This window comes from Stenotrophomonas terrae (assembly GCF_001431465.1).
Classification (GTDB): Bacteria; Pseudomonadota; Gammaproteobacteria; order Xanthomonadales; family Xanthomonadaceae; genus Stenotrophomonas; species Stenotrophomonas terrae.
Genome location: NZ_LDJJ01000023.1, coordinates 25,680 through 49,388, shown reverse-complemented (window position 1 = coordinate 49,388; position 23,709 = coordinate 25,680). Strand labels below are relative to the sequence as shown.

Annotated in this window: 18 protein-coding genes; 4 read left to right on the top strand and 14 right to left on the bottom strand. The window is 64.1% G+C overall.

Going from position 1 to position 23,709, the window contains the following annotated elements; all coding sequences use genetic code 11:
• The first annotated feature begins 234 nt into the window (after window positions 1-234).
• On the top strand, window positions 235-3,318 hold the full coding sequence (locus ABB27_RS07810; protein WP_057628058.1) for a TonB-dependent receptor: 3,084 nt from the start codon (window positions 235-237) through the stop codon (window positions 3,316-3,318).
• A gap of 543 nt (window positions 3,319-3,861) precedes the next feature.
• On the opposite strand, the gene ABB27_RS07805 is transcribed toward ABB27_RS07810, so the two are convergent.
• Together ABB27_RS07805 and ABB27_RS07800 are read right to left on the bottom strand one after the other, a co-directional pair.
• Entirely contained in the window at window positions 3,862-4,482 is a 621-nt protein-coding gene (locus ABB27_RS07805) for a glutathione S-transferase family protein (RefSeq protein WP_057628056.1), read from the bottom strand.
• A gap of 16 nt (window positions 4,483-4,498) precedes the next feature.
• On the bottom strand, window positions 4,499-5,335 hold the full coding sequence (locus ABB27_RS07800; protein WP_057628053.1) for an NYN domain-containing protein: 837 nt from the start codon (window positions 5,333-5,335) through the stop codon (window positions 4,499-4,501).
• Window positions 5,336-5,462: 127 nt separating this feature from the next.
• On the opposite strand from ABB27_RS07800, the gene ABB27_RS07795 reads away from it, so the two are divergent.
• Entirely contained in the window at window positions 5,463-6,743 is a 1,281-nt protein-coding gene (locus ABB27_RS07795; protein WP_057628061.1) for an NAD(P)/FAD-dependent oxidoreductase, read from the top strand.
• Between the two features lie 21 nt (window positions 6,744-6,764).
• Here the strand turns inward: ABB27_RS07795 and ABB27_RS07790 are convergent, their stop codons facing one another.
• The 7 genes from ABB27_RS07790 to rhlB all read right to left on the bottom strand — a co-directional run bounded on the left by ABB27_RS07790 (window position 6,765) and on the right by rhlB (window position 13,997).
• A complete protein-coding gene (locus ABB27_RS07790; protein ID WP_057628052.1) occupies window positions 6,765-7,166 on the bottom strand; it encodes a GFA family protein in 402 nt (133 codons plus the stop codon).
• A gap of 447 nt (window positions 7,167-7,613) precedes the next feature.
• Window positions 7,614-8,489: an RNA polymerase sigma factor RpoH gene (gene rpoH, locus ABB27_RS07785; RefSeq protein ID WP_057628050.1), complete on the bottom strand. Its 876-nt coding sequence runs from the start codon at window positions 8,487-8,489 to the stop codon at window positions 7,614-7,616.
• 178 nt (window positions 8,490-8,667) lie between these two features.
• Window positions 8,668-9,393, bottom strand: a complete 726-nt coding sequence (ung, locus tag ABB27_RS07780; RefSeq protein ID WP_057628048.1) for a uracil-DNA glycosylase — start codon at window positions 9,391-9,393, stop codon at window positions 8,668-8,670.
• Window positions 9,390-10,232 carry a response regulator gene (locus ABB27_RS07775; protein WP_057628046.1) on the bottom strand — a complete coding sequence of 281 codons (843 nt, stop codon included), beginning with the start codon at window positions 10,230-10,232 and terminating at the stop codon, window positions 9,390-9,392. The genes ung and ABB27_RS07775 overlap by 4 nt, the downstream gene beginning before the upstream one ends.
• 7 nt (window positions 10,233-10,239) lie before the next feature.
• Window positions 10,240-11,193: a permease-like cell division protein FtsX gene (gene ftsX, locus ABB27_RS07770; protein ID WP_057628044.1), complete on the bottom strand. Its 954-nt coding sequence runs from the start codon at window positions 11,191-11,193 to the stop codon at window positions 10,240-10,242.
• A complete protein-coding gene (ftsE, locus tag ABB27_RS07765; RefSeq protein ID WP_057628043.1) occupies window positions 11,190-11,876 on the bottom strand; it encodes a cell division ATP-binding protein FtsE in 687 nt (228 codons plus the stop codon). Before ftsE ends, ftsX begins: the two co-directional genes overlap by 4 nt.
• A gap of 456 nt (window positions 11,877-12,332) precedes the next feature.
• Window positions 12,333-13,997: an ATP-dependent RNA helicase RhlB gene (rhlB, locus tag ABB27_RS07760; RefSeq protein ID WP_057628041.1), complete on the bottom strand. Its 1,665-nt coding sequence runs from the start codon at window positions 13,995-13,997 to the stop codon at window positions 12,333-12,335.
• Window positions 13,998-14,193: 196 nt separating this feature from the next.
• On the opposite strand from rhlB, the gene trxA reads away from it, so the two are divergent.
• Both trxA and rho read left to right on the top strand, forming a co-directional pair.
• Window positions 14,194-14,523 (top strand): thioredoxin TrxA, encoded by a 330-nt coding sequence (gene trxA, locus ABB27_RS07755; RefSeq protein WP_057628040.1) that lies wholly within the window; start codon window positions 14,194-14,196, stop codon window positions 14,521-14,523.
• A gap of 225 nt (window positions 14,524-14,748) precedes the next feature.
• Window positions 14,749-16,521 carry a transcription termination factor Rho gene (gene rho / locus ABB27_RS07750; RefSeq protein ID WP_057628038.1) on the top strand — a complete coding sequence of 591 codons (1,773 nt, stop codon included), beginning with the start codon at window positions 14,749-14,751 and terminating at the stop codon, window positions 16,519-16,521.
• 482 nt (window positions 16,522-17,003) lie between these two features.
• Here rho and aceK read toward each other — a convergent pair whose 3' ends face one another.
• From aceK to ABB27_RS07725, 5 genes are all read right to left on the bottom strand, one after another.
• A complete protein-coding gene (gene aceK, locus ABB27_RS07745) occupies window positions 17,004-18,722 on the bottom strand; it encodes a bifunctional isocitrate dehydrogenase kinase/phosphatase (RefSeq protein WP_057628036.1) in 1,719 nt (572 codons plus the stop codon).
• A 410-nt stretch (window positions 18,723-19,132) separates the two neighbouring features.
• Window positions 19,133-19,549 (bottom strand): roadblock/LC7 domain-containing protein, encoded by a 417-nt coding sequence (locus tag ABB27_RS07740; protein WP_057628034.1) that lies wholly within the window; start codon window positions 19,547-19,549, stop codon window positions 19,133-19,135.
• Window positions 19,542-20,090 carry a GTP-binding protein gene (locus tag ABB27_RS07735; protein WP_057628032.1) on the bottom strand — a complete coding sequence of 183 codons (549 nt, stop codon included), beginning with the start codon at window positions 20,088-20,090 and terminating at the stop codon, window positions 19,542-19,544. The genes ABB27_RS07740 and ABB27_RS07735 overlap by 8 nt, the downstream gene beginning before the upstream one ends.
• Window positions 20,087-21,070, bottom strand: a complete 984-nt coding sequence (locus ABB27_RS07730; protein WP_057628031.1) for a hypothetical protein — start codon at window positions 21,068-21,070, stop codon at window positions 20,087-20,089. The genes ABB27_RS07735 and ABB27_RS07730 overlap by 4 nt, the downstream gene beginning before the upstream one ends.
• A gap of 251 nt (window positions 21,071-21,321) precedes the next feature.
• Window positions 21,322-23,553, bottom strand: coding sequence for an NADP-dependent isocitrate dehydrogenase (locus ABB27_RS07725; RefSeq protein WP_057628029.1), 2,232 nt, complete (start codon window positions 23,551-23,553; stop codon window positions 21,322-21,324).
• Window positions 23,554-23,709 lie beyond the last annotated feature (156 nt).

Below are 23,709 nucleotides of genomic sequence, written 5' to 3'. Positions count from 1 at the left end.
CCGCCATATTGCGTAGCAACATGCGTCCGCCCCGAGCCTGTGCTAAAAAATGCGCGCCAATCGTTTAGATCGATCCAAATCGACACCCCCACGATCCCCGGCAACGGCAGCCCGGGCAGACGCCAAGCAGATCTTGAGCGGACGCACCACAAGGCCCCGGTTTCACAGGTTTTTTAGATCGATACAAGTCAACGTTTCAGCAGACAATTCAATCCAGGAGAGGGAGAGAGTGGAATGAAACAGATCAAACCCAAGCAGGGCCGCGACGCTTTGTCCGCCGCCATTGCCGTGGCCTTGTTTGCCGTCGCCGCCGTACCCGGCGTTGCGTTCGCGCAGCAGGCAACTACCAGCAGCACCGATGCCACCACGCTCGACAGCGTCAACGTCACCGGCTACCGCTACGCCATCGAAAAAAGCCTTGAGCAGAAGCGCGACGCCAATGCCGTGGTCGAGGTGATCACCGCCGAAGACGTCGGCAAATTCCCCGACAAGAACGTGGCCGACGCGCTGCAGCGCGTGCCCGGCGTGATCATCACCCGCGACGGCGGCGAAGGTAAAAATGTCAGCGTGCGCGGCCTGTCCTCGGAGCTGACCCTTACCGAGTTGAACGGCAACTACGTGGCCACCGCCGAATCCAACGGCGACCCCACCCGTTCGTTCAACTACACCCTGCTGCCGTCGAACATGCTGGGCAGCGCCGAGCTGTTCAAGTCGCCGGAAGCACGCATCGACGAAGGCGGCATCGGCGGCACGGTGATCCTGCACACGCGCCGCCCGCTGGACATGGAAGCCAATACCGGCTTCGTCTCCGTTGAAGGCACCTGGGCCGACACCAGCAAGAAGACCGACGGCCAGCTTTCCGCCTCGTACTCGTGGCATGACAAGGACGAGCGCTTCGGCGTGTTCGTCGGTTATACCGACCAGAAGCGCACCACCCGCACCATGGGCGCCAGCACCGAAGGCTGGTCCTGGTATGGCCGTGACGAAGGCGGCACCGCGGTTGACGTCCACGGCAACCCCTCCGACTTCAATTCCAACTGGTGGGGCGGTACCGGCTTCTACGACCAGAACGGCAAGTACTACACCGGCTTCATGATGCCGACCTCGGTGAACCTCGATGTCACGGAGGAGGAACGCGAGCGCAAGGGCGGCCAGATAACCCTCCAGTTCAAGCCGCTGGACAACCTCACCCTGACCGCGAACTACTTCCGCTTCGACCTGTCGCAGGACTCCCAGACCCACACCATCAAGGTGCCGGAATGGAATATCGCCCGCTATTGGGGCGACGGCAACTGGGCCGGCGGGCGCCTGCTCGACGGGCTGACCATGGACCCGAGTGGCACCATCGTCACCGGCGCCGACTACAGCAAGCACCCCGGCAAGACCTACTATTGCAGCGAAGACGACGCTGCCGCCGGCGGCATGGCGCCGGGTGGCTGGGGCTCGGACGACTGCACCATCCCCACCCCGCAGATCACCGGCAGCTACAACCTGGAAAAGGCACTGTCGCAGACCGCCGATTTCTCCGCCGAATGGCGCGGCGAGTCGGTCGACATCGCCTTCAAGGGCGGGCGCACCTGGGCCAAGGGCGGCCCGTCGCTGCAGTTCTCGGTACCGCTCAAGCCGCGCAGCCAGAATGCGGACGGCAGCTGGAACCTGGGCAACCTGGCCAGCTCCTGGAACCTGACCGGCACGCCGTCGATGGCGTTCTCGCCGGAACTGATGCAGAACCTGAAGAACGGCATCCTGCAGGTTGACCTCGGCTCCACCGGCTCGTCATGGACCCGCAACACCAACGAGCAGAAGTACGCCCAGATCGATACCACCTGGCACAACGACTCCGGCTTCCTGGAATCGCTGCAGTTTGGCGTCAAGTACCGTGACGGCGGCATCCACCGCAGCACCGGCAACAGCTACTGGGCCTGCCCCGGCACCGATGCCAGCGACTACGAGAACCGCTACTGGAACGGCGGCTGCAACGACACCGCCCTGCAGTTCTCGCCCGACTTCATCTACGGCATGGGCAACCTGGCTGGCGGTATCAATTCAAGCGCGTTCCCGGCCATCAACTACCCGGCCTACATCTCGTATCTCAACAAGACCTACGGCGGCATGCAGACCCGCAACGAGGACAACTTCGTCTACAACGTGGACGAAAAGATCTACTCGACCTACCTGCAGGCCAATTTCCGCACCGAGCGCCTGCGCGGCAACGTCGGCGTGCGTGTGGTCAGCACCCGCCAACACGCTGATTCCACCGACAAAGTCACCTCGTACAACGACTACTTCTACGACGACGCCAACGGCAACCCGCTGGCCTGCCAGGCCGGCGCGGCGGTACCCGGCGGCGCACCGGCACGCACCTACTGCGGCACCGAAGGCTATTGGCGCCTCTCCGACAGCGAAGCGCGCGTGGAGTCGTTCGCGGTCACCGGCCTGGACCGCAGCTACACCGACGTGCTGCCCAGCTTCAACCTGGCCTATGACCTGACCGACAACCTGCTGCTGCGTGCGGCGGCCTCCAAGGTGATCGCGCGCCCGAGTTACAACAACATCGCCGCACCGGGCAGCCTGGAGTACTTCAGCCCCGAATACGTCAACGACCGCCGCCTCACCGGCGGCGCCAGTGAGCAGGGCTGGTACGGCTCGGGCAGCAACAAGAACCTGGAAGCCTACAAGGCCACCCAGTACGACATCGGCGTGGAGTGGTACTTCCAGCCCGGCTCGGTGCTGGGCCTGGGCCTGTTCCGCAAGGACGTCAGCAACTTCTCGGTACCGGTGGTGCAGGACGTCACCCAGAACGTTGGCGGTCAGAGCGTGGTGGTGCAGAACTACTCCACCACCGCCGGTGGTCGTGATGCGGTGTCGCAGGGCCTGGAGTTCTACGCCCAGCACACGCTGGATTTCGGCCTGGGCTTCCAGGCGAACTACACCTGGAACGACACCAACGAAGCGGCGATCACCCTGGAAGACGGCACCGCGATCGGCAAGTCACCGCTGGTTGGCAGCGCCGAGAACCAGGCCAACTTCACCGTGTTCTATGAAGTTGAAAAGTTGCTGCTGCGTGCCTCGTGGAACCGCCGCGGCGAAGTGGTGCAGGGCCTGGTCAGCGGTCTGAACCTCTACCAGGAGCCCTACCAGCAGATCGATCTGAACGCCGCCTACAACATCACCCCGGCGTTGAGCCTGAGTGCCTCGGTGTTGAACCTGACCAAGGAAGAGACGCGCACCCATCTGGGCAACGACACCAAGGCCCGTTTCTACTCCAACGGTTACGCGGGCCGTGTGGTCTATTTCGGCGTGAACTGGAAGTTCTAAGACTGCTGTACCCGTGCCCAGTGCACGGAGCCAATGAAAAGCCGCGCTGGCAACAGCGCGGCTTTTTCTTTGCAGCAACCGCAAGAACCGACGGAAACCGCCTTCCCTTCTCCCGCTTGCGGGGGAAGGTGCCCGAAGCGCGAATGGAGGCGCTGTTGTTTGTGCTGTCGCTTGTGCTGTCGCTTGTGCTGTTGCTTGTGCTGTTGCTGTTGCTGTTGCTGTGGTCTTTGCAGCTACCACAAAGACCAACGGAGCCGCTTTCCCTTCTCCCGCTTGCGGGGGAAGGTGCCCGAAGGGCGGATGGGGGGCGCTGTTGCTGTTGCTGTTGCTGTTGCTGTTGTTTGTGCTTCTAGGGCATTTCCCGGCGAAGAAACCACAAGGCAAAAGTCAAAAGCTCCCCTCACCCCAACCCCTCTCCCGCAAGCGGGAGAGGGGCTAGCATTCCTGTGCTCCCGCAATTCCCGCATTCCCGCATTCCCGCATTCCCGCATTCCCGTATTCCCGTATTCCCGTATTCCCGCATTCAAAAATCTTCGCATCAACTCACGTCAACGCCGTCATGACTCCCTTCCGGTACGCAGGCCGCTGCTGCAGCCGCGCATACCACGCCGCCAGATGCGGCAGCTCCGGGCGTTGGATCGGCATTTCAAACCAGGCGTAAATAAACGACCCCAACGGAATATCACCCATCGCGAAACGTTCGCCAGACAGCCACGGTTGCTCGGCCAGTGCCGCGTCAGCGAGCGTCAGCAACTCACCACAGCGCAGCAGGGCCGCTGCGATGCGCGCCTCGTCACGGTCCGCCGGTGCGGTGCGCAGCACGCCCCAGAACAGATCGCGGAACGCCACCGCAAAACTCGACGTGGTCCAATCCATCCATTGCTCGCTGCGTGCACGCTCGACCGGGTCGGCCGGATACAGCACGTCCAAGGCATAGCGCGCACTCAGGTAGCGGACGATGGCGTTGGATTCCCAAACCGGCAGGCCATGATCCTCGATCACCGGCACCAGGCCATTGGGATTCATCGCGCGGTATTCGGCGCTCTGCGTGCCACCAAACGCGCCGCCCACTTCAATGGATTCATACGGCAAGCCGATCTCCTCGGCACACCACAGCACCTTGCGCACATTGCTGGAATTGCGCCGGCCCCAGATCTTCAACATTCGGTCACTCCTTCCATCAGGTTTCATCACGCGCGCCCTTGCGGGGCAGCGCGCGTACCGCCGATGCCTTGCCGGCGCGCTTGACCTCGAACAGACCAGTCGCGGCGATGAGGTCGCTCAGCTTGCGATAACCATAGTTGCGCGAATCAAACGAGGCACGGTTGGCAATCTGGTTGCCTACCGCGCTCAGCAGCGCCCAACCCTGCTCGTCGGCCACCGCATCCACCGCACCGCGCAGCAGGTTGAGCAGGCGGGTATCGCCGCGCAGCTCATTGGCAGTGCGCGGAGTGATCGGTGCTGCAGGTGACTCCGCCGATTCACTGCCTGTCGGCTCGCTACTTGCCGGCTCGCTGCTTACCGGTTCACTGCTTGCCGGCGCGGCGCTGGCGGCAGGCTCGGCCGCCTCCGCAGGCGCATTGCCCAGCGCCTCCAGATAGATGAACTTCGAGCAGGCATTGACGAAGGCCAGTGGTGTCTTCTGCTGGCCAAAGCCGTACACCTTCAAACCGTCAGTAAGGATGCGCATCACCAGCGGGGTGAAGTCGGCATCGCTGGAGACAATCGCAAAACCGTCGAGGTTGCGCGCGTACAGCAGGTCCATCGCATCGACCACCATCGCCATGTCCGAGGCGTTCTTGCCCTTGGAATAGGCGAACTGCTGGATCGGCCGGATCGCGAACTCGTGCAGCACGCTTTCCCAGCCCTTCAGCCGCGGGTTCTTCCAGTCACCATAAGCGCGGCGCACGTTGGCAACGCCAAAGGCAGCCACTTCCACAAGGATGTCGTCAATCTTCGACGACGGCGCGTTATCGGCATCGATCAACAGCGCGATGCGCTTCTCAGGCTCAGACACGGGGCAACTCCATGGCGACAAGCTGAGTGCCAGTATCGGTCATCGCTGTTTCAAAGCACATCAATGCGATGATGCCAGCTGACAACCCGCCCCCATGGCCGGTTCACCGGCCCCACCGGAGTACGTCATGCCGCAACACCCGCATCTTGTCGTCGTCGGCGGTGGTTTCGCCGGGCTCTGGGCCAGCCGTGCGCTGGCCGATGCGCCATTGCGCATCACCCTGGTCGACCGCCGCAATCACCATCTGTTCCAGCCCCTGCTCTACCAGGTGGCCACGGCCGGCTTGTCGGCGCCGGATATCGCCGCGCCGCTGCGCCATATCCTTGGCAAGCAGCGCAACGTCGAGGTCCGCCTGGGCGAGGTGACCGTCATCGACAAAAACACCAGGCAGCTGCAGCTCGGCGACGGCAGCCAGCTCGGCTACGACATGCTGCTGCTCGCCAGCGGCGCCACCCACGCCTATTTCGGCCACGACGAATGGGCCGGCGATGCGCCCGGTCTGAAGACCCTGGATGACGCGCTCTACTTGCGCCGCAAGCTGCTGCTGGCGTTCGAACGCGCCGAGGCCGAATCCGACCCGGCCAAGCGCGCGGCATGGCTGAGCTTCGCCATCGTCGGCGGTGGCCCCACCGGGGTGGAGCTGGCCGGTACCCTGGCCGAAATCGCCCGCCACACGCTGAAGAACGAGTTCCGCCACATCAACCCGGCCGATGCCAAGGTGCGGCTGGTGGAAGCCGGGCCGCGCGTGCTGTCCTCGTTCCCGGAAGCGCTGTCCTTGAAGGCACGCCGCCAGCTGGAAAAGCTGGGCGTGGAAGTGCTCACCGGCACCCCCGTCAGCCATATCGACGGACAGGGCTTCCAGCTCGGCGACACGCATGTGCCGGCACGCACGGTGGTGTGGGCCGCCGGTGTGGCCGCCTCACCGCTGGCGCGCACCCTGGACGTGCCGCTGGACCGCGCCGGCCGCGTGCTGGTCGAGCCGGATCTCAGCGTCCCTGGCCATCCGGAGATCTTCGTCGGTGGCGACCTGGTCGCACTGACCCAGGCCAATGGCCGGCCGGTGCCCGGGGTGGCGCCGGCGGCCAAGCAGATGGGCAAGTACGTGGCGCAGGTGATCAGCGCCCGTCTTGCCGGCAAGCCGGCGCCGGCCGCGTTCCGTTACAACGACCAGGGCAACCTGGCCACCATCGGCCGCATGGCGGCCATCGTCCACGTCGGCAAACTGCAGCTGTCAGGCCTGCTGGCGTGGTGGTTCTGGCTGGCCGCGCACGTGTTCTTCCTGATCGGTTTCCGCAACCGGCTGGTGGTGCTGCTGAACTGGGCAGTGGCGTATTGGAGCTACCAGCGCAGCGCGCGCATCATCCTCGGCGATGCCGACGAGGGCGATGGCAAGGAGCCCGCTGGCTGATCCGCGTCAGCTCGCCAACGGTCAGCTGCTGCCGTTGGCGAACTGTTCGAATACTTCGCGTCCGGTCAGCATCGGCGTCTGGTTGGCCAGGTCGTAGTACGGCGGTTTCTCGTCGATGAAGATCTGGCTGGCAAGCGCGAAGCTGTGATCCTGGAACACGCCGGCCGGCACGAAGTATTCGCCATCCGGCACCAGCCGGTAATACAGGTGCGTACCGCATTGCCCGCAGAAGCCGCGCTCAGCCCAGTCCGAGGAGCGATAGGTTTTGACGGTGTCGCCGAGCACCTGCACCTGCGTATCGCAATGCACCGCGAACAACGGACCGCCCGACCAACGCCGGCACATGCTGCAGTGGCAAAGGCCAATCTCGGAACTGTCATTGGCGATCACTTCGACAGCACCACACAGGCAGTTTCCTTTCATGGTCAGCTCCGGCGGAAAGAGGAATGCCGAATTTACACGGGAAAGCCACGCGCGATCACCCGTAGTGCCGAGCCATGCTCGGCAGGGGCGTTACCGGCAACGATGAGCCCTGCATAAAACCCCTGCCGAGCATGGCTCGGCACTACCGATTACTGGCCCTTCGGAATGATATCGGCGCATCCCCTGTAGAGCCGAGCCATGCTCGGCTGGGCTTTACCGGCAGCGGCAGGTTCGTGCATGACGCTCCTGCCGAGCATGGCTCGGCACTACCGATTGCCGGCCCTTCGGAATGATATCGGCGCAGCCCTTGTAGAGCCGAGCCATGCTCGGCTGGGCTTTACCGGCAACTATGCGCCTTGGATAAGGCCCCTGCCGAGCATGGCTCGGCACTACACAACAAAGGCCCGGGTTTCCCCGGGCCTTTGGCTTTCATCGTTGCGGCCTTGCTCAGGCGGCGAACAATGCCTTCATCTTCTTCAGCGCGTTGGCTTCGATCTGGCGGATGCGCTCGGCCGATACGCCGTACTCATCTGCCAGCTCCTGCAGCGTCACCTTACTGTCGGCATCCAACCAACGGCGGGCGATGATGTCGCGCGAACGCTGGTCGAGCTTGGCCAGGCCTTCGCGCAGCAGGCTCAGCTGGTTGTCTTCGCTGTCCTCTCGCTCATAGGCCTGCGACGGATCTTCATCGCGTGCGACCAGGTACGCAGCCGGCGACGGCGGCGCATGATCGTCGTCGTCATCGGACGGCGCATCGAAACCGATGTCACGGCCGGACAGACGCGATTCCATCTCCATCACTTCACGCTCGGAGACGTTCAGATCCTTGGCAACCGCGCTGACCTCGGCGGCGTTCATCCAGCCCAGGCGGGTCTTGGACTTGCGCAGGTTGAAGAACAACTTGCGCTGCGCCTTGGTCGTGGCGACCTTGACGATGCGCCAGTTCTTGAGGATGAACTCGTGCATCTCGGCACGGATCCAATGCACCGCGAAGGACACCAGGCGCACGCCCATATCCGGGTCGAAGCGCTTGACCGCCTTCATCAGGCCGATGTTGCCTTCCTGGATCAGGTCGCCCAGCTGCAGGCCGTAGCCGTTGTAACCGCGGGCCACGTGCACCACGAAGCGCAGGTGCGAATGCACCAGCTCACGTGCGGCGTGCAGATCCTGCTCGTCACGGAAACGACGCGACAGTTCCTGCTCCTCATCGACCGACAGCACCGGGATCTGGTGCACGGCACCGATGTAGGCGTCCAGCGAACCGAGCGCACTGGGAATCGGGAGATTGTTTGCCACAAGGGCAGTAGAGGTGTTCAGGTTCATAGGACCTCATCTTAGCAGTCGAACTATTGGACTGCTCGGTACAGAAAAAGTTCCAGCGTTCTGTTTTTGTCAGCAAACCCGGGGTCAAACCTGAATAGGCGACAGCAACGTAGGCATTCCAAGGACGGCCAAGGTAGCAAAGCCAAGGTCACCGCGATATGACAGGGATCAAGGAAATTCAGCTGCCAGCAGGGGCCAGCTGCAGGTCTGCCCGGGCCGGCAACCGCCAGTCAATCCGCGCCTGCCCACGGCGGGCCAGGTAGTCGTTGGTCTGCGAGAAATGCCGGCAGCCCAGAAAGCCCCGGTGCGCCGACAATGGCGACGGATGCGGGGCCTTCAGCACGCGATGGCGGCCGGTATCGATGACCTTGCCCTTCTGCTGGGCATAGGCGCCCCACAACAGGAACACCAGGCCTTCGCGCTCGCGGTTGAGCACATCGACCACATGGTCGGTGAAACCCTCCCAGCCACGGCGTTGATGCGCACCGGCCTTGCCCTCTTCCACCGTCAGCACGGCATTGAGCAGCAGCACGCCCTGCTGCGCCCACGGCAGCAGGCAGCCATGGTCCGGGCGCGGAATGGCGAGGTCGGCCTCAAGCTCTTTATAGATATTGAGCAGCGATGGCGGCACCGGCACATCCGGCATCACCGAAAAGCTCAGGCCGTGGGCCTGGCCGTAGCCGTGGTACGGGTCCTGCCCCAGCACCACCACCTTCACCTGTTCGAACGGGGTGGCATCGAAGGCGGCGAAAATCTGCGGGCCCGGCGGGAATACATGCGCACCGGCCGCCTTGCGCTTGCGCAGGAAGGCCGACAGCTCACGCATCTCCGGACGCAGCAGCCAATCACCGATGCGCGCTTTCCAACTGGCTTCAAGCTGGATCTGCGCGCCGTCTTCGTTCACAGCACCACCGCCGGCTGTGCCATGCGCGCCAGCCGCAGCTGGAACAGCACCTTGGTCACCAGCAGACGTTCTTCAATGGGTTTCTGCACCAGGTCATTGGCGCCGGACTGCAGCAACGCCGACTGGTTGTGCGGGTTGCCGTCACCGGTCATCACCAGCACCGGCAGGCGCCGCTTGCCATAGGCGAAATCTACACGGATGCGTTCAACCACATCACGGCCGCTCAACTCACCCTTGAGGGTGACGTCGGTCAGCACCAGGTCCACCTGCCGCGTGGTGCGGCCCAGCGACTCGGCGGTGAGCAGCGAGAACGCATCCTCGGCGGTAAGCACGTGCACCACATGCAGGTCATGCCGCTCGAGCATGCGCTTGGTGGCCTCGGCCACCACGCGGCTGTCCTCGACATAAAGCACGGTGGCATTGGCCACCGGCTCGGGCTGCACATAGCCGCGGATGAAGGTGGCCAGGGCTTCGTGGCCCAGCGCCTTGTCGAAATAATCGGTGACGTACTCGGTGAAGCGGCGCTGCTCCAGGTGCTGCTGGGCATCACCGGAGACCACGATCACCGGCACATAGGCCTGCCCGGCGGTCTCGCGGACGCCGCGTGCCAGCGCCAGGCCATCGCCATCGGGCAAGGCCAGCGAGGTGGTGACCAGGTGCACCGGGCCGGCGGCGAGCGCTTCGCGCGCCTCGGCAATGCTGGCGCAGCCCACTACTTCGACATCGGGCAGTTCGCGCTTGAGCACGTCGCTGATCAAACGCCGTACCAGTTTGGATCCATCGACCACCATTACCCGTGGTGCATCGCTGATCAGGTGCTTGAGCTCGTGCGTGGACATGCGGGCCTCAGGTTTCAGTCGGGCGAGTCTGCCTGAGGAAGTGGCCAGTCACCAGCCATGCCCCCAACCAACCCAGAATCGTGGTGCCTACCAGCACCATGCCCGAATGCAGCAAATCCAGGCCATGCAAGGTGAAAGGACTGCCGTAGCTTTGCGACAGGTTTGCCAACGGCGGCCGCAATGCCAGCCCGCACAAGGCGATCAAGCCCAGCGCCAAGGCACCGGCAGCCAGCCCGTACCACGCGCCCAGGTAGACAAACGGGCGGCGGATGAAGCCATCACTGGCGCCGAGCAGCTGCAGTACGCCGATTTCCTCGCGCCGCGCCTGGATATCCAGGCGCACGGTATTGCCTACCACCAGCGCCGCGCCCAAGCCCAGCAAGGCCGACAACACCTGCACCAGCCGCGCACCGAAGTTCAGCCAGCCATCCAGCCGCTGCCGCCACAGCGCATCGTGCTGGACCAGATCGGCCTGCGGCAGCGTCTCCAATGATTTGGCCAGGGCCGCGTCATCGCCATTGGCCGGGGTCACTATCAGCAGGGTCGGCAAGGGGTTCTCACCCAGCGCATCGATGGCTTCACCCAGCCCGGCGTTCTGCCGCAGCTCGGCCAGTCCCTCGTCGGGTGTGCGCAGCAGTACCTCGCCAACATCGGCGCGTGCACGCAGGCTGGTGACCAGTTGCTGAGCCGCCGCCGCATCGACATCGGTCTTCAGGAACAGATTGATATCGCGCGACTGCTGCACGCTGCCGGCGAAATGCTTGAGGTTGTCCAAGGCAATCGACAGCCCCAGCGGCAACACCAGCGCCAGCGCCATCACCGCCACGGTCAATGCGGTCGCCCACGGCTTGCGCGCGGCACGGCCAAGGCTGAAAACCACGCTGTGCAGATGATGGTTGAGCCAGGTGAACAAGCGCGACGGCGCGGCGCTGCCGGTGTTTTCGGGTTTGCTGCTGCTCATTCGGCCAGGTCCTGCGGCGAGATGTCATCGACCAGACGGCCGTGGTCAAGGATCAGCACGCGCTTGCGCATCTGCTTGAGCAGGGCCAGGTCATGACTGACCACCAGCACGCTGGTGCCGCGCGCCGGCAGTTCGGCAAACAGGGTCATGATTTCCGCGGCCAGGGTCGGGTCGAGGTTGCCGGTGGGTTCGTCGGCCACCAGCAGGCGGGGTTCGGCAATGATGGCGCGGGCAATGCCCACGCGCTGCTGCTCACCGGCCGACAGTTCGCTGGGCAGGGCCTTTTCGCGATGGCCCAGACCCATCCGTTCCAGCACCGAACGCACCCGCTTGCCGGTATCGGCCCGGCGGTCGCCGCGCAGGATCAGTGGCAGAGCCACGTTCTCGCCGATGCTGCGGTCCACCAGCAGCCGGTGGTCCTGATAGACCGCACCCACTTCGCGCCGGTGCAGGGCAACCTTGCCGCCACGCACCTTGAGCAGGTTGCGCTCGGCGAACAGCACCGCGCCACGGCTGGGCCGTTCGCTGAGGTGGATCAACTTGAGCAGGGTGCTCTTGCCGGCACCGGAATGCCCGGTGACGAACAACATTTCACCGGCTGCTACTTCAAAGCTGACATCCACCAGCGCCTGGTGGCCGCCGGCGTATTGTTTGCTGACATTGTCAAAACGCAGAACGCTCATCCTGCCGATTATGCAGGAGCGCAGGCAGGCTGCGGAGATGCAGGTCACGCGTAATGCAGGGCAACAGGCAGCCGTAGTGCCGAGCCATGCTCGGCAGAAGCCTTCCCAGCAATGCCGGTAGTGCCGAGCCATGCTCGGCAAGGGGCCTTACCGGAAATACAAGGGCCTTGCCCGCCATGCTGCAGGAACGGCGTCAGCCGCGAAGCTGGGGCTGCATCAGCTCGGTGCAAAGGGCTCACCCCTCCCAGCCCTCCCCTTGGCCTTCAGCCAAATGGAGGGGGTGTAGTGCCGAGCCATGCTCGGCTGGGGCCTTAGCGGTAAAGCTTCTGCCGAGCATGGCTCGGCACTACCTTGGCTTCTCTGGGAAAGCCTCTGCCGAGCATGGCTCGGCACTACCTTGGCTTTGCTGGGAAAGCCTCTGCCGAGCGTGGCTCGGCACTACGGCTTGCCTGGCGATCAGCTGCCTGACAGCATCCGGCGGATCTTGCGGCCGAGGCGGGTCAGGAACGAATCATTGTCGTTGCCTGCGCGCATCGGCTTGGCCGGTACCTGCACCGGGCCGTTGTTGTTGGCCACTGCCGGTGCTGCACCCTCGGCCCCCTCAAGCGGGCGACCGTGACGACGACGGCGACGCTTGCGCGGTGCGCGCTCGCCTTCCACTGCCGGGCTGTTGGCTGCATCCGGCGCTGCTTCTGCGGCCGGGCGCGGCGGCTTGGGCGTGCCTTCGGCACTGGCCGGGGCGCCTTCGACGCGCGGCTTGCGCGGCGGACGCGGCTTGCCATCGGCACTGCGCTCGCCACGGCGTTCACCGGGCTTGCCGCCACTGCGACCACCACCACGACGGGCTTCATCGGCAGCCTTCTGCTCGCGGGCTTCGCGGAAGATGCTGCCAACGCTTTCTTCCTCTTCACCGGCTTCCAGCGGTGCGCGCTCCGGGCGCGGCAACGCAGTCAGCAGTTCGGCGGTGACCGCTTCGACCGGGATCTTCTGCTCGATGTAGGCCTCGATGTCCGGCAGGCTCATCGCATAGCGCTCGCAGGCAAAGCTGATCGCATCGCCTTCTTCGCCCAGACGCGCGGTACGACCGATGCGGTGCACATAGTCTTCGGCGTCGAACGGCAGATCGTAGTTGTAGACGTACTTGATGCCGTCGATGTGCAGGCCGCGGGCGGCCACATCGGTGGCCACCAGAACTTCCAGCTGGCCCTTCTGGAAGCGGTTGAGCAGGCTCTCGCGCTTCTTCTGTGGCACGTCGCCGGACAGCACGCCGACGCGGTAGCCGGCACGTTCCAGCGCGCGCGCAACGCGCTCGACAAATACCTTGGTGTTGACGAACACCATGGTGCGGGCACCTTCACTGCGCGACAGCAGGCCGATCAGCAGCGGCAGCTTTTCTTCGTCGGCGGGGAAATAGATGCGCTGGCGGACGCGGTCGGCGGTGATGCTTTCGGTCTCCACCACCAGCTTCTGCGGCTCGTTCATGTGCTCATAGGCCAGCTCCAGCACGCGGTGGCTGAGGGTGGCGCTGAACAGCAAGGTCTGGCGCGTGGTGCGCTCAGGCATGCGCCGCAGCAGGAAGCGGATGTCCTTGATGAAGCCCAGGTCGAACATGCGGTCGGCTTCGTCCAGCACGCAGATCTCGCAGGCATGCAGCGAAACCACCTTGTGCTGTTTGACGTAGTCGATCAGGCGGCCAGGGGTGGCGATGATCACGTCCACGCCCTGCTGCAGCAGTTCGCGCTGCTTGTCGTAGTCCACGCCACCGTAGACCAGCGCGAAGCGCAGGCCGGTGTCGGAGGCGAACTTCATCGCGTCCTTGTGGATCTGGATGGCCAGCTCGCGGGTCGGGGCCAGGATCAGCGCGCGCGGATCCTCCGGCTTGCGGTCAGCCAGCGCCGGGCGGGTCAGCAGGCGGTTGGCGACGGCGACCAGGAAGGCCAGCGTCTTGCCGGTGCCGGTCTGCGCCTGGCCGGCGACATCGCCGCCTGGCAGAGCCACCGGCAAGGTCAGCGCCTGAATGGGGGTGCAGCGGGTGAAACCCGCGCCCTCCAGGCCTGCCAACAGCGAAGGCTGCAGGTCGAAGGAGGAAAACGTTACGTCGGTTAGCGGTTTGTCGCTCATTGATTTCGTCTTTGTAGTGCCAGCCGGTCAGTGTGGCCGGGCAGCTTGCATCGATTCGGGCACCGTCGCACACTGCGGCCCCTGCGCCGGGTCGCGCGACACCTGGGCCCTGCCCACTGTCCGCGCAATGCCCCAGTTTACCGCAATGCGACGGCCAACCCGGCATGGGCAGTCGCATTGCACCAGGAGACTCCAAGTGAGCGATAAGGTTTTACACGTCGGCGATGCCGACTTCGACAGCGCCGTCCTGCAATCGAGCGAACCGGTCCTGGTGGATTTCTGGGCTGAATGGTGCGGCCCGTGCAAGATGATCTCCCCGGTTTTGGACGAATTGGCCGACGCCTATGACGGCAAGCTGAAGATCGCCAAGGTCAATGTGGACGAAAATCGCGCCACCGCGATCAAGTACCACGTGCGCTCTATCCCGATGCTGCTGCTGTTCAAGGATGGCCAGATCCAGGCCACCCAGATCGGCGCTGTCGGCAAGGGCCAGTTGAGCCAGATGATCGACAAGGCGCTGGTCTGATCCAGCCAGGTCCGGCGGCTCCGTGCCGCCGGCCACCGGGCCTGCCATACCGCGGCCCAACAGGGTTCTGCAGGCTCTTGCACCGCCGCGCTTGGCGGTGTTAGTGTCGCTACATCCGGCAGCATTCGCGTGCCGCACCCTCTGGACGGGTTCTCGTCCGGACCATCCCAACCAATTCGCAGCCCCGCAGGGCGCTCGCACGTCTAAGCGAGAGGAATCAAGCACTTGTCCGAGAACACTCCTTCCGAAACCGGGAGCACCGACGCTCCTGTCGAGAAGCGCGTGCGCAAGCCGCGTGTTGCCAAAACAGCTGAAAGCGCCGACACCGGTGGCTCTGCTCCCGCCCAGCCGGCCCTGCCGTTGCCATCCGCCCCGGCCGCTCCGGCACCGGTAGCCGCAGCACCCGCGCCAGCACCCGCCCCCACTGCTCCGCCGCCCGCGCCCGCCGCGGCAGCGCCCAGCAATGACGGCCAGGCCCAGGCACCCGCAAGCTCGGGCGACAACGCCCCGCAAGGTGGTGGCCAGGACGGCGGTGACGGCAACCAGCAGCGCTACGGCCAGCAGAATCAGCAGGGTCAAGGCCAAGGTCAGGGTCAGGGCAACCGCCGCGACCGTTTCCGCAACCGTCGCGACCGTGACCGCAACCGTCCGCGTGACGACAACGGCATGAGCAACGACGGCGGCAACGAGCCGTTCGTGCCGCGTTCGATGCCGGGCGTGCCGGAAGGCTTCCCGGTCTACTCGCTGAGCGACCTGAAGCGGATGCCGGCACAGAAGCTGCTGGAAATCGCCGAGCAGCTGCAGATCTCCGAAGGCGTGGCCCGTGCCCGCAAGCAGGATGTGATCTTCGCCCTGCTCAAGGTGCTGACCCGTCACGGTGACGGCGTCGCCGCCGACGGCGTGCTGGAAATCCTGCCCGACGGCTTCGGTTTCCTGCGCGCGGCCGAAGCCAGCTACCTGGCCGGCCCGGACGACACCTACATCTCGCCCAGCCAGATCCGCCGCTTCAACCTGCGTACCGGCGACCACCTGTCCGGCCGCATCCGCTTCCCGAAGGATGGCGAGCGTTACTTCGCGCTGTCGATCGTGGACACCATCAACGGTGAGCCGATCGAAGCCTCGAAAAACAAGGTGCTGTTCGAAAACCTGACCCCGCTGTTCCCGCGCAAGCGCTTCACGCTTGAGCGCGGCAACGGCTCCTCGGAAGACATCACCGGTCGTATCCTCGATCTGATGGCACCGCAGGGCAAGGGCCAGCGCGCACTGATCGTCTCGCCGCCGAAGGCCGGTAAGACGATGATGATGCAGCAGATCGCCACGGCCATCACCACCAACCATCCGGAAGTGCACATGATCGTGCTGCTGGTGGATGAGCGCCCGGAAGAAGTGACCGAAATGCAGCGCACGGTGCGCGGCGAAGTGGTCTCCTCGACCTTCGACGAGCCGGCCGCACGCCACGTGCAGGTTGCCGAAATGGTGATCGAGCGTGCCAAGCGCCTGGTCGAGCACAAGAAGGACGTGGTGATTCTGCTCGACTCGATCACCCGCCTGGCCCGCGCCTACAACAACGTCGTACCGAGCTCCGGCAAGGTCCTGACCGGTGGTGTGGACGCCAACGCCCTGCACCGCCCGAAGCGTTTCTTCGGTGCGGCGCGTAACGTTGAAGAAGGCGGCTCGCTGACCATCATCGCCACCGCGCTGGTTGAAACCGGCTCGAAGATGGACGAAGTGATCTACGAAGAATTCAAGGGCACCGGCAACAGCGAAGTGCATTTGAACCGTCGCATCACCGAGAAGCGCGTCTACCCGGCCATCGACATCAACCGTTCGGGCACCCGCCGCGAAGACCTGTTGATCGAACCGGAGCTGCTGCAGAAGATCTGGATCCTGCGCAAGCTGCTGCACCCGATGGACGAAATCGCTGCGATGGAATTCCTGTTGGACAAGATGAAGAACACCAAGTCCAACGACGAGTTCTTCGGCTCGATGAAGCGCTGATTCCGGTTGGAGTTGGCTGCAGACAAAAACCCCGCGAAAGCGGGGTTTTTGTTTTGTGTTGGTTGGGCAGGCGATGCGGGCCCCACCCCACCTGTAGAGCCGAGCCATGCTCGGCTGGGGTCTTACCGGTGACGCCTCTGCCGAGCATGGCTCGGCACTACATTTGGCTTTACTGGTGACGCTCCTGCCGAGCATGGCTCGGCACTACGCCCCCTCCCTTTGGCCGAAGGCCAAGGGGAGGGTTGGGAGGGGTTGGCTCTTCGCCGCCTGTTGCAGCACCGGCTTCGCGGCTGACGCCGCTCCTACAACGCCGCCCCACCTGTGAGCCGAGCCATGCTCGGCTGAGGCTTTACCGCTGACGCCCCTGCCGAGCATGGCTCGGCACTACCCATGCGTCGGGCCTCAGCTGTCTTGCAGCGGGGTCAGCGGGCGTGGGCCGTTGTTGCGGTCGGCCAATGGACGCCAGCCATGGTCGCTCATCCTCACGCCAGTCGCAGCGACCGCGGGTACGGCGGTGTATCCGGGTACAGCGCTTGCTGGAATCCAACCTGCAGCCCTTGCCACCAGGCCGGGTCGAACAGTTCGGCGAACTTCTCCTGCACTACTTCCAGCGATGACCGCGGCAAGCCCATGAACAAGCCGAAGCGCTCGGGAAACACATCGTTGCGTGCAACATGGAACCACGGCTCGGCGGCCATCGCCTCTTCCTCGCTGCGCGGCTGCGGCCAATGGCGAAAGTTGCACTCGCTGACCAGGCATAGTTCGTCGTAGTCGTAGAACACCGCGCGACCATGCCGTGACACACCGAAGTTCTTCAGCAGCATGTCGCCGGGGAAAATGTTGTTGCAGGCCATGTCGCGGATCGCCTGCGCGTAATCCAGCGCCGCTGCGCGTGCGGCCTCGGCGCCCTGCTCGCGCAGGTAGAGATTCAAGGGCCGGAACCGCCGCTGCACATAGCACAACGCAATCTCCACCTCGTCGCCATCGATGCGCACGCTCTGGCTGCACTGGCTGAGCAATTCCTGCAGCAAGGCCGGCGCGAAGCGCTGCTGCGGGAAGCGCAGATAGCGGTACGGCTGCGCATCCAGCAGGCGACCAATGCGATCGAGGTTGAACACCAGCGCGTACTTGCCCTCCACATCCTGCCGGCTCATCGTCTTGGGCCAGGCGAAACGGTCGCGTATCAATTTGAACACCAGCGGATAGCTGGGCAGGGTGAATACCGTCATCACCATGCCGGGGGTGCCATCGGCATGCACTAGCTGTTCGTTGTCGTGCTGCTGGAAGTGGCTGAAGAAGGTGCGATAGCGCTCGGTCTTGCCCTGCTTTGCGCGCCCCAGCACGGTGTAGATCTCATCCACCGGTTTGCCCGGCAGGATGCTGCGCAGGAACACCACCGCATCGGCCACGGTCGGCAGATCGGCCTGGAAGTAGCTGCGCGACACGCCGAACAGATGCGCCACATCGCGGCGACGACTGAGCACGGCTTCCACACGTATGCCATCGCCGTCGTTGACCAGGGCGATCACACAGGGCGAGAAACGATGCTCTCCAAACACGCGCCCGACCAGGTAGGCGCGACGCTCACGGTAAAAGACGGTCTGCAGCAGTTCGATCGCCCGCACCGGGTACGGGCCCCAATGCGCCAGATCATCCTGCAGCCGCACGGCGATGGCCGCCGCGCAGCGCAGCTGGTGCTGGTACGGCAGCTCGAACGCATAGTCCGCTAACAGGCGCGTGAAGGCTTCGACCGGACGGGCTTCGGAGACGGCATAGACATGCCGTGCCACGGGGTGGGTGATGGCATCGGACGGCTCGATATCCAGCGCCATGAACTCGATGCTGTCGTCCACGCCATGGGTGGCAAACAGGCGGCGGGTCAGCGTGTTGTAGAAGGTCTTGTACAACTCGCCATCGATGCAGCCTTCAATCAACGCGGCAAAGTCCCGCTTGACCTGTTGCCATAGCGGCCTTGCATCGGTGTTGGCGGGCAGCAGTTGATCGAGCTGTGTACGACAGCGCGCTACGCAGCTGTCATAGAGCTCGATGCGCTCCACTGCATCGGTCCTGGCAGCTGCCCAGTCACGGCGTTGGAAGCGCTCACGTGCGCGGCGGCTGATCAGCGCGAAGTCGCGGTGATAGTCCTCGAAGCCCTGTGCGATGCGGGCGGCCAGGGCGCTGCCGGTGCTGGCGGCGTTCATTGCGGCAACACCTGCAGTTGTCGGGGTGTTGGCTCAATGCGGATACAGGGCAAGCGCATGCGAAAGGACACCGGGGATGTGCGCTGACCATACGCCACTGAGGGCTGTTCGGCACGGTGTTGGCTTTTGGTTCCGCGCCAAAGGCACCCCTCCCCAACCCTCCCCTGCGCTGCGCGCAAGGGAGGGGGTAGAAGCGGCTGCTGCTGCGATCCGAGCGACTGCAGCAAACAGCTCCCTCCCCTGCGCGCAGCGCAGGGGGTGAAGAAGGTCTGCTTGCGCGGTACTGCCGCGCGATCTGATGAATGATCGAACGCCAAGCATTCGGGCCGGACGAGTTTCGGAGGGATGCTTCCGCTTTTACCTTCGCAGCTGCAGCCGCAGCAACTCCACCCACAACCAACACCCCAGCCTCACTCCGCCGACAATTCCGCCTGGATCTTGCGGCCGCATTCGCGCGCGCTCCACAGCACATGGCCGATCACGCTGCGCTGGCCACAGGCCGCCATCAGCAACAGCGAGCCCCGCGGCAGCGGAATCGACTGCATCAGCACCTTGCCCTCGCTGGCTTCCAGCATCAGCACGTCCATCGTGCCCAGCGCCAGTTCGCGGCCTACCGCCGATGCCAGTGCCAGCATTGCACTGGTCATCGCCGCCAGCCGTTCGCCACTGGATGACTGGGTTGCCGCCTGTGCCAGCACGAAGCCGTCGACGCTGGCCACCACCGCCGCACGCACCCCATCCACCGAATCGGCGAATTCCTGCAGCTTGATGTCGATCGCTTTGACTTCCCAGTCTTCCAGCAATGCCATTCCCTTCACCTCAGACATGGTCTTCCACCAACGCGGCCGCCTCGACTTCGCCCATCAACACGTCCATCAACATCATCACCGCGTCTTCCGAGCGCGCATCGAACGGCACCAAGGGCAGCGGCCGGCCTGCGGTCTTCTGTGCCTGCAGCACGCAGGCATCCAGGTCCACGTCCGGCACCAGGTCGAATTTTGAAATACCGATCACCGCCGGCACTTTTGCGGCATGCTCGCGCAGCGCCAGCAGGTAGCGCTCCATTTCCTGCGCCACATCCGGGCTGGACGCATCGGCCAGGATCACCACGCCGCGCGCGCCCTGCAGCAGCACCGGCCAGATGAAGGAGAAGCGCTCCTGCCCGGGCGTGCCATACAGGCGCAGACGGTCGCCGTTGGGGAGGTTCACATCGGCGTAGTCCATCGCCACCGTGGTCGACAGCTTGGCTGAGCTGGTGTCGGTGTTGATTACATCCGTATCGATGACGGTGCCGCCGGCCACCGCGCGTACCAAGGTTGACTTGCCTGCCCCCATGGCGCCCAGAATCACTACCTTGTGCTCGATCATGCGTGTGTACCCGTACGTTGACGGACACTGCGCCACATCCGCGCCAGCAAGGTGCTGGCGCTGTTTTTGACGGGCGCAGTGGGCGGTGTTGCGGCAATTTCCGGCACCCGTACCTGCGCATAACCGCATAGGTATGCCGAGCGCATGAAGGCGCGGGTTGCGTTGATGTCGACATCCAGCAGCTGCGTGCATTCCAGCAGGCTGCAAGGCTTCTTGAGCAGCAACGAGCACAGCCGGAAACCATCGTGCTGATGTGCGAGCACGCGGAAATCCGGCCAACGCAGCAGGCTTACCTGGGCCTGTTGCTGCAGGCGCCGGTCAAAATCGGTCCAGTTGTCGCCGAACTGCGCCATCTGCCAGAGCAACGGCCGCAGCGGTTGCCGCGACAGCTTGTCGGCCAGCACATCAAAGCGCGCCTGCGAGAGCTCCTGCAAGGCGAGCAGCTCGAATACATCGCCCAGCTGCTGGGCCAGCGTTGGCCCCTCCGCAGGGTGCTGGTAGAGCGGCACCATCTGGTCGTGCTCGAAATCAATCAGCAGTTGCGGCTGCCCTTGCAGGGACAGCATCGCGCGCCCCTGTTTTTCCTGCAGCCGACGACGTAGCAGACGGGTCACCTGCTTGGCCCCGCTGGCAAGATACAGGCCATCGGTGGGCGACTCGACCGACTCGGCCGGCGCATCAAACGGTGCCAGCGCGCGTTGAATCTGCGCCTGGTCCAGGTGCAGCACATCGCTGCCGCGGCCATCGTGCACGGCGCCGGCATCATCATGCAGCCACAGTCGCATCGTCGGCCGTTTGCTGGCCATATGCCTGGCGGCGCTGCGCAGCGCCGGTGTATCGCGTACCAACAACAAGTCGCACTGGTCCAGATCAACACAACGTTGCAAGGCTTCCGGCGGCAATCCTGCTATTTCCCTTAATCGCCCAAGGAGCGTCTGCTCCTCTCGGGTGTCCGAGCCCACTACCAGCACCCTGGTCATGCCCTCTTCCCCTTTTTGACGCGCCCGCATCATGCGATTCCCAACGTGTCGAATCAGGCTATGCCAGATGCCGCATGTGAAAGGGTGATTGGACCCACAATTCGATTTCTCGGTGGTCCTTTCAGCACCCTACATTGGTCGTGTTTACACACCGTCATCACACGAAAACAAAAAAGCCTGCCTCCATCACGGAGACAGGCTTTCAAAGTGTAACGACGACTGCCGCAGGCAGCCGTCGTTCTTCACATCACTCAGGCCTTGAGGCTGGCGATGGCGGCGTTGAGCGTGGCGCTCGGGCGCATCGCCGGGCCGGCCTTGGCCAGGTCCGGGCGGTAGTAGCCGCCGATGTCCACCGGCTTGCCCTGCACCGCCGCCAGTTCGTCGACGATCTTCTGCTCGTTGCTGGTCAGTGCTTCGGCCAGCGGTGCGAACCTGGCCTTCAGGCCGGCATCGTCGTTCTGCTCGGCCATCGCCTGCGCCCAGTACATGGCCAGGTAGAAGTGGCTGCCGCGGTTGTCGATGCCGCCGAGCTTGCGCGAAGGCGACTTGTCGTTGTCGAGGAACTTGCCGTTGGCGGCATCAAGGGCATTGGCCAGCACGGCCGCACCCTTGTTGTCGTAACGCTGGCCCAGGTGCTCCAGCGACGCGGCCAGGGCCAGGAACTCGCCCAGCGAATCCCAGCGCAGGTAGTCTTCTTCGACAAACTGCTGCACGTGCTTGGGTGCCGAACCACCGGCGCCGGTCTCGAACAGGCCACCGCCGGCCATCAGCGGCACAATCGACAGCATCTTGGCGCTGGTGCCCAGCTCCAGGATCGGGAAAAGGTCGGTGAGGTAATCACGCAGCACGTTGCCGGTCACCGAAATGGTGTCCTGGCCCTTGCGGATGCGCTCCAGCGATACGGCGGTGGCTTCTTCCGGCGACAGGATACGGATGTCCAGGCCGTTGGTGTCGTGGTCCTTCAGGTACTTTTCGACCTTGGCGATCACCTGCGCATCGTGGGCACGCTTGGCGTCCAGCCAGAACAGCGCCGGGGTGTTGCTCAGGCGCGCACGGCTGACCGCCAGCTTCACCCAATCCTGGATCGGCGCGTCCTTGGTCTGGCACATGCGCCAGATATCACCGGCTTCCACCGCGTGCTCGAACACCACGTTGCCGGCGTCATCGCTGACCTTGACCACGCCATCGGCGGCGATCTGGAAGGTCTTGTCGTGCGAGCCGTATTCCTCGGCCTTCTGCGCCATCAGGCCGACGTTCGGCACCGAGCCCATGGTGGACGGATCGAACGCACCGTGTGCCTTGCAGTCCTCGATCACCGCCTGGTACACGCCGGCGTAGCAGCGGTCCGGAATGACGGCCTTGGTGTCCTGCAGCTTGCCTTCGGCGTTCCACATCTTGCCGGAGTCGCGGATCATCGCCGGCATTGAAGCATCGACGATCACGTCCGACGGCACGTGCAGGTTGGTGATGCCCTTGTCCGAGTTGACCATCGCCACGGCCGGGCGCTTGGCGTACTCGGCGGCGATGTCGGCCTTGATCGCTGCCTGCTCGGCTTCGGGCAGCTGCGGCAGGCGCGCGTACAGGTCGCCGATGCCGTTGTTGGCATCAAAGCCGATCTGCTTGAGGCTGGCGGCGTGCTTGGCCAGCACGTCCTTGTAGAACTCATCGACGACGACACCGAACATGATCGGATCGGAGACCTTCATCATGGTCGCCTTCAGGTGCAGCGAGAACAGCACGCCCTGGCTCTTGGCATCGGCAATCTGCGCATCAACGAAGGCGGCCAGCGCCTTGCGGTTCATCACCGAGGCGTCGACGATCTCGCCGGCCTTGACCGCGGTCTTAGCCTTCAGCACGACGGTGTTGCCATCGTTCTGCACCAGCTCGATCTTCAGATTGCCGGCATTGGCCAACGTGGTCGACTTTTCGCTGCCGTAGAAATCACCGCCGTCCATGTGCGCGACGTGCGACTTGGAGTCGGCCGACCAGGCACCCATGCGGTGCGGGTGTTTGCGTGCGTAGTTCTTGACCGACAGCGGTGCGCGGCGATCGGAATTGCCTTCGCGCAGCACCGGGTTGACCGCGCTGCCCTTGATCTTGTCGTAGCGCGCCTGGATGTCGCGCGACACGTCGTCGGTCGGTGCGTCCGGGTAGTTCGGCAGGATGAAACCCTGGTCCTGCAGTTCCTTGATCGCGGCCTTGAGCTGCGGCACCGAGGCCGAGACGTTCGGCAGCTTGATGATGTTGGCTTCCGGCGTGGTGGCCAACGCGCCCAGTTCGGCCAGGTCGTCGCTGACCTTCTGGTCGTCCTTCAGGAAATCAGGGAACTGCGACAGGATGCGGCCCGACAGTGAGATATCGCGGGTTTCGACGGCAATGCCGGCGGTCGCGGTAAAGGCATCGACGATCGGCAGCAGCGACTGCGTGGCCAGGAACGGAGCTTCGTCGGTGAGCGTGTAGATGATCTTCGGCGTATTCGACATGGGGGCAAAAACTCTCTTGCTGACGGATGCGGAGCAGGATGGCAGCGGCGTTGAAGCAGGCAGACGGCCATCCAGTGGGCCAGCGCACACGTCCCTACCCGGCTGCCGAGTGGGAAACCCCCACATTGTCGCGTTTTCAGCCGGTACGGGCAAAAA